The 6,165-nt window shown below is 71.6% G+C and carries 5 protein-coding genes; 3 read left to right on the top strand and 2 right to left on the bottom strand.

The features are described 5' to 3' along the window. Nucleotides 1-23: 23 nt before the first annotated feature. Nucleotides 24-650, bottom strand: coding sequence for a DinB family protein (locus tag AC13HU_RS29855; protein ID WP_483045092.1), 627 nt, complete (start codon nt 648-650; stop codon nt 24-26). 355 nt (nt 651-1,005) lie between these two features. Between AC13HU_RS29855 and AC13HU_RS29850 the strand changes: the two genes are divergently transcribed. Next, complete coding sequence (locus AC13HU_RS29850) at nt 1,006-1,479, top strand: hypothetical protein (protein WP_483045091.1); 474 nt, start codon at nt 1,006-1,008, stop codon at nt 1,477-1,479. Nucleotides 1,480-1,855: 376 nt separating this feature from the next. Here the strand turns inward: AC13HU_RS29850 and AC13HU_RS29845 are convergent, their stop codons facing one another. Next, the gene (locus AC13HU_RS29845) at nt 1,856-2,788 is read right to left on the bottom strand and encodes a LysR family transcriptional regulator (protein WP_483045090.1); all 933 of its coding nucleotides are present in this window, start codon (nt 2,786-2,788) and stop codon (nt 1,856-1,858) included. Nucleotides 2,789-2,960: 172 nt separating this feature from the next. Between AC13HU_RS29845 and AC13HU_RS29840 the strand changes: the two genes are divergently transcribed. Further along, nucleotides 2,961-3,857, top strand: a complete 897-nt coding sequence (locus tag AC13HU_RS29840) for an oxidoreductase (protein ID WP_483045089.1) — start codon at nt 2,961-2,963, stop codon at nt 3,855-3,857. A 405-nt stretch (nt 3,858-4,262) separates the two neighbouring features. Next, a complete protein-coding gene (locus AC13HU_RS29835; protein ID WP_483045088.1) occupies nt 4,263-5,681 on the top strand; it encodes an MFS transporter in 1,419 nt (472 codons plus the stop codon). Nucleotides 5,682-6,165: the final 484 nt, after the last annotated feature.

The raw sequence follows: 6,165 nt of genomic DNA, 5'->3' as shown, positions 1-6,165 counted from the left end.
GGGGACGCCGGCGGGTGAGGCGGTCAGGTGCCGGTGGGGGACCCGGGGGCGGCGTGGCGCTGCTTGGCGCCGGCCTCGACGGCGGCCTGCTCCAGGCGGTTCCGGTGCCGCTCCCACCAGGTCGGGTCCTCCTGCGGCACGCCGATGTTGTTCGCGGCCATGCCCACGGTGCCGTCAATGAGTTCGCGGAGGATGTCGGCGTGGCCGGCGTGCCGGTGGATGTCGGAGATCACGCGGACCACGGCGTGGTGCAGCGTCAGTTCTCGGCGGCCCTCGGGCCACCACGGGACCGTGCCGACCGTGTCCAGCGGGAGCGCCTCAATCGTCGCGTCGGCGTGCGCCCAGGCCCGGCGGTAGCGGTCCACGATGAGTTCGCGTGACTCCTCGGCGGTGGCCCACATGTCGGCGTTCGGTTCGGCGCTCTCGTCGAGCCAGTGCGCGAGCACGCCGGCCGGCCGCCCGAACACGTCGCCGAGGTAGCCCAACTCCGCGCCGGTCGCGTGCTTGACCAGGCCCAGAAGGTTGGTGCCGGTCGGCGTCAACGGACGGCGGGCGTCGTACTCGGACAGGCCGTCGAGCTTCCACAGCAGGGCGTCCCGGGCGGACTGGAGGTAGAGGTGCAGTTCGGGTTTGGCATCCGTCACGGTCATGGGGCCAGTATGCCGTTCACGTGATCATCGGCCACCTTGTTCTTCCGGGACGACGGCAAGGATCAACGGTTTTCGGCAGCTGGTCTGTTGAGGCGTCCGGCGGCGTCCGCGGAATCCGGCCCGGCGGCGGGCCCTCGCCGATGGCGACCTACGCCTGGGACGCGGCCGTGCCCACCCGCCCAGGAGGCGGCCGGGTGCTGTTCGAAGTCCGCGTACGTCGCCGGCTGTTGGCCGGCACGGCCCAGTAGGCCGAGGGAACTTCACGCCGCCGGGTCCAACGATGCGGTCCAACGACGCGGTCCAACGACGCAGCGCGCGATGGGGAGTTTCCCTTGTGAGGAGGAGGATGGTGCCCATGCGCGCCCCTTTCGATTCCCCCGAGCCCCGTCGCGTCTCGCCGGGCGAGTACCCGATGTGGGACCGGGCGCTCGCCCTCCTCAACCGGGACCTGGCGGCGACCCTTCCCGAGCAGCAGCCCCTGCAACTGCTGGCCCTTCCGCCGTACGAAGCGGAGGACCCGGAGAACGTCTACGTCGCGCTGGCCAACGGCGAATGGCACGGCAATTGCCTCGACCCGGAATCGGCGGACGATCCTGCCGCCGCGCCGGCGATCGTCGCCGATGCCGCGCAGGAGACCGTCGTCGAGCGTCTGTGGCAGGCATGGCCGCTGTGCGCCGATCACAGCCTGGGCATGCATCCGCGGAATGCGGACGGGCAACTGTCCTGGTGGTGCGCCGGGGAGCGGCTGCGCCGCGGCCCGGCCCACGTCCCCGCGGCCGTGGGCGCGCTCGACACCTTGGTCCGCCCACGTCGCCCCAACCACTGGTAGCGACGGACCAGTTGATGTCCCGCCGCGTCACTGTCGTCGCGGCAGCCGGGCTGGTTGCGGATAATTTCCTCGGCAGGCGAGGGGACGTGGAATGTATGCGACGCCGGCACGAGCGCAGAGGGCCGGGCCGACGTCAGCCGGTAAGCAGGGCCTGCCGCTGGTCGGCGGAGGACTTGCCAAGCCCACCTGGGCCCACCCGGCCAGGCGGCACTACGGCGCCTCACCGTGTAGCCGGACCGCCTCCCTTCCCCGAAGCCGGAAGCCGGAAGCCGCGGCGACGTTGGACCTCGCACCGGCAAAGAGGCATCCGACGACTGGCGTGCGGGCCGCGGCCGTCCGTACGTGCGCGGTCGTGGTGGAGCGGCATCGTCCCAGGTCAGTCAGCGATATCCGTGGTTTTCGCGGCGGCTGCTACCGCGTCCCCCCGCAGTGCGGCGGCGAGTTCGCGTACCACCTCGGCGAAACCCCGTACGAGGGGGCTGCTCGAGCCCTTGTACCAGGCCAGGGCGACCCTCAGAGGTTCGACGTCGGTGAGCGGGACCCAGGACAGGTCGGGGCGGGCGTAGTACAGGGCCATGTTCGCCGGGCCGAAGCAGACCGCGGTGCCCTCGGCGACCTGCTCCAGCATTTCCTCGACGTTGTCGTTCGTCGGACCCCATCGCGGTGTGGAGCCGTCCGGTCTGGGGTTCACCGCCCACCAGTCGACCCAGTCGCGCGGCGCCCGCTCCGTCCACAGCAGCGGCTCGTCCTTGACGTCCAGGATGCCGATGCCCGTACGTCCCGCCAGCGGGTGCCCGACGGGCAGGCAGACGACCCGGGGTTCGGTGTGGACCACCTCGGTGTGCAGGTCGGTGAGGTCGGCGGGCAGCCAGACGAAGGCGACGTCCACCCGGCCGTCGCGCAGGGCGTCCGCCTCCTGGCCCCAGTCGAAGCGCTTCGGCTCCACCCGGACGTCCGGATTGCGGCGGGCGAACTCGGCCCGGGCCCGGGTGGTCAACTCGCCTGCGCCGCTTGCCTCGAAGCCGACCCGGAGCACCGCCTTCTCCGGGCGCCGGTGGCGTTCCGCCACGGCGAGGACGCGGTCCGCCTGGCGTATGGTCCGGCGCGCCTCGGTCACCACGTCGCGCCCGGCAGGGGTCTGGGTCACGCCGCCGGAGTGCCGCTCGAAGAGGAGGACGCCGAGCTCCGCCTCCAGCTTCCGCAGTGCGGACGACAGAGCCGGCTGGCTCACGTACAGCCGCGCCGCCGCCCGGCCGAGGTTCCCCTCCTCGGCGATCGCCACGAGGTAGTTCAGCTGCCGTAGTTCCATGAGGGGAGAGCATAACCAGCAGCGATAAACGCTCTTTATGGATCGTGTTGATCTCTGTCTTGGACGGCGGGGCCGGGCGGTGGCCGTAATAGAGACGCACACCGGGACATCACCTCGGCCGTGCTCGCCGGCCGGCACCAGGTCGGCTTCCGGAACCACCATGGAGATCTCGATGAGCGACAACGCCCGCACCGCTGCTGCCCCCGCCGCCGACACCGGTACCCGCTCCGCAACCGGCAAGGTCTGGCTGATCACCGGCGCCAACTCCGGTTTCGGGCAGGCGATCACGCGGGTGGCCCTCGCCGCCGGTGACACCGTGGTGGCCGCCGTCCGCCGCCCCGAATCCCTCGACGAACTCGCCGCCGCGCACCCCGGCCGCGTCGTCCCCGTCGCCCTCGACGTCACCGACCCGGCCCGTATCACCGCCGTCGTCGCCGAGGTGATCCTCTGGTACGGGCGGATCGACGTACTGGTCAACAACGCCGGCCGCGGACAGATCGGCGCCGTCGAGGAGACCACCGACCGCGAACTCCGCGACCTGATGGCCCTGCACTTCTTCGGCCCCGCCGCGCTCACTCGCGCCGTACTCCCGCACATGCGCCGCCAGGGCTCGGGCGCCGTCGTGCAGATGAGCAGCATGGGCGGCCGGTTCTCCTTCCCCGGCGTCGGCGCCTACTCGGCCACCAAGTTCGCTCTGGAGGGGCTGTCCGAGGCGCTGGCCCTGGAAGTCGCCCCGCACGGGATCAAGGTGCTCATCGTGGAGCCGGGGGCGTTCCGGACCGGGTTCGCCGGCGGCAGTGCGTTGCAGCAGTCGGCGCCCCTGGACGCGTACGCGGAGACGGTCGGCCCGGTCCGTGCCGGGCTCCCGGGCAGCGACGGCAAGCAGCCGGGGGACCCCGAGAAGGCCGCCGCGGCGATCCTGACCGCGTTGGCCGCCGAGCAGGCCCCGCTGCGACTGGCCCTCGGCAACGACGCCGCCGACGCCATCGCCGCCCAGCTGAAGTCCGCCGGCGACGAGGCGGCAGCGTGGGAGTCGGTCAGCCGGGGCACCGACTTCGACGGGGAGTGAGGGGGCGGCGGTCAGGTCCCGGCGGTCGGTCCCGGAGCGTTGAGGCGGAACCGGGACGAGCCCCCCGCCGGGAGGCCGTCCTGCCGGGAGGCCGTCCCGCCGGGAGCTGTGGCAGCCCGGGCGGCTCGGCCTGCGCACCCGCACACCGCCGGGCCCGTCAACTGCCCTGCGTGGCAGATGAATGAAGTGACTCAGTCGTCGGTCGTTCCGGCTGCGAGGGATTCGCAGCACACCGAGCACCGGCAGGACCTGGAAGGAAGTTCCATGAACCGCAACGGTGACGTACGTGACGAGGGGGTGGCACTCCCCGGTGAAGGGACCGAGGCGACAGGTGACTTCCACCGACTTGCGTCGCCGCCTACGCACTTGGGAGGGACCGCTGCGAGCGGGCGACCTGCGGCCGACGTGCGGGGTAGCGCCCCGTCCGGCCCCGAGGCAGCCGACAACCGGCCGGGGCCGGGGCCGGGTCTGCGGTCCACGGTGCTGGTCGCCTGTCTGGCCTTCTTCGTCATCACGCTGGACACCACCGTGGTCAACGTCGCTCTGCCGAGCATCGGGCAGCAGTGGGACGGTCAGGTCTCCGCACTGCAGTGGGTGGTCACCGCGTACACCCTGCTCTTCGCGGCCCTGCTCCTGTCGGCCGGTGCCATCTCCGACCGGATCGGCGCGAGCCGCGCCTTCACGATCGGGCTGTCCGTCTTCACCCTGATGTCCGTACTGTGCGGGCTGGCACCCAACCTCACCGTGCTCATCGCCGCGCGGGCGATCCAGGGCGCCGGAGCCGCAGTGATGATGCCGGCCTCGCTCGCCCTGGTGCGCCAGGCGTACGACTCCCCGGCCCAGCGCGCTCGCGGAATCGCACTGTGGACAGCCGGTGGTGGTGCGGCGGTCGCGGCCGGCCCGGTTGTCGGCGGCGCGCTCACCACCGAACTCGGCTGGCGGTGGATCTTCTTCATCAACCTGCCGGTCGGCATCGTCGCACTCGTCGGCATGCTCCGGGCACCCCGCTCCCCCCGAGGACACTCCCCGATGGACCCGGCCGGCCAGGTCACCGCCGTACTCGCGCTGGCGGCCCTGGTGTTCGCCGTCATCACCGGAGGGTCGGACGGGTGGACGAGCCCGATGACGATCTGCGGCTTCCTGGTCGCCGTACTCGCCGGAACCGCGTTCCTCCTGGTCGAGTCCCGGCAGAGCGATCCAGCCGTTCCGCTGACGTTGTTCCGCATTCCCGCGGTGGCTGTCTGCACCAGCGCGGGTCTGGCCCTGAACTTCGGCTACTACGGCCTGGTCTTCGTCTTCACGATCTTCTTCCAGGAGCACCGCGGAGCCTCGGCGCTCACCGCGGGACTGATGTTCATCCCGATGACGGCCTTCACCACCCTGGTCAACCTGCTCGCCGGCAAGCTGACCAACCGGTATGGACCGCGCCTCCCGCTGATCCTCGGCCAGGTCATCCAGACAGTCGGCATCCTGGGACTGCTCCTCGTCCGTCAGGACACCCCGACTCCCTTGCTGCTGGCCCTGCTGGTGCCGCTCGGCATCGGCGGCGGACTCGCGATCCCGCCGTTGACGTCGGTGATGCTGGAGTCGGTGCCGCACGAGCGGGCAGGTCTCGCATCCGGAGTACTCAGCGCCGCCCGGCAGTTCGGCGGCGCGATCGGAGTCGCCCTGCTCGGTGCGCTGATCGCCGACTCCGCCCACTTCATGACCGGGATGCGGATCAGCCTGGGTGTCGGGGCGGCCGTGCTGGTGGTCACCACACTCGGTGTGGCGTTCTTCCTGCCCCGCAGCCCGAAGTCCGCGGCTCCCTCGACACCCGTGTAGGGGACCGAGGAGCCTGCCACGGTCTCCTTGCGCCCTGGTGGCTTGAAGTCGTGAGGACGGGTGGGACGGTCGAGGACGCATCGGCCTTGGCCGGTGACCGACCGTGCCCACCTATTACCCCCAGGTCGTCAGGTCGAGGCCGACGGTCCGATTGCACCGCTTCCCGTGGGCGACCGCACAGGGGGCGGTGCTTTTTCGGTGATCAAGTCGATGCCGGACCTCGCACCGGCCAAGAGACATCCGACGACTGGCGTGCGGCCCGCGGCCGTCCGTACGTGTGCGGTCGTGGTGGATCGTGGTGCGCCATGAGGGCAACGGGAGTTCGGCAGCCGGCCCGTTCCGAGCCGGGGCACATGCCGGGCTCATGCCGCGTCTGCCGCGCACCGGCCCGCGTCCGCCGCGCACCGGCCCGCTCCCGGGTGCCCCGTCGCCCGGTGCGGCCAGGGCATACGTGGGGAGGGTGCGCCCGATGGGATGGATGCGC

Source organism: Streptomyces sp. NH27 (assembly GCF_056859195.1).
Note: the sequence above shows the minus strand (reverse complement) of the source record. Positions and strands in the feature narration are given on the sequence as shown.

Excerpts from the sequence above, each read along its gene's own strand:
- AC13HU_RS29855 (WP_483045092.1), bottom strand. The coding sequence starts at position 650 with ATGACCGTGACGGATGCCAAACCCGAACTGCACCTCTACCTCCAGTCC.
- AC13HU_RS29850 (WP_483045091.1), top strand. The coding sequence starts at position 1,006 with ATGCGCGCCCCTTTCGATTCCCCCGAGCCCCGTCGCGTCTCGCCGGGC.
- AC13HU_RS29845 (WP_483045090.1), bottom strand. The coding sequence starts at position 2,788 with ATGGAACTACGGCAGCTGAACTACCTCGTGGCGATCGCCGAGGAGGGG.
- AC13HU_RS29840 (WP_483045089.1), top strand. The coding sequence starts at position 2,961 with ATGAGCGACAACGCCCGCACCGCTGCTGCCCCCGCCGCCGACACCGGT.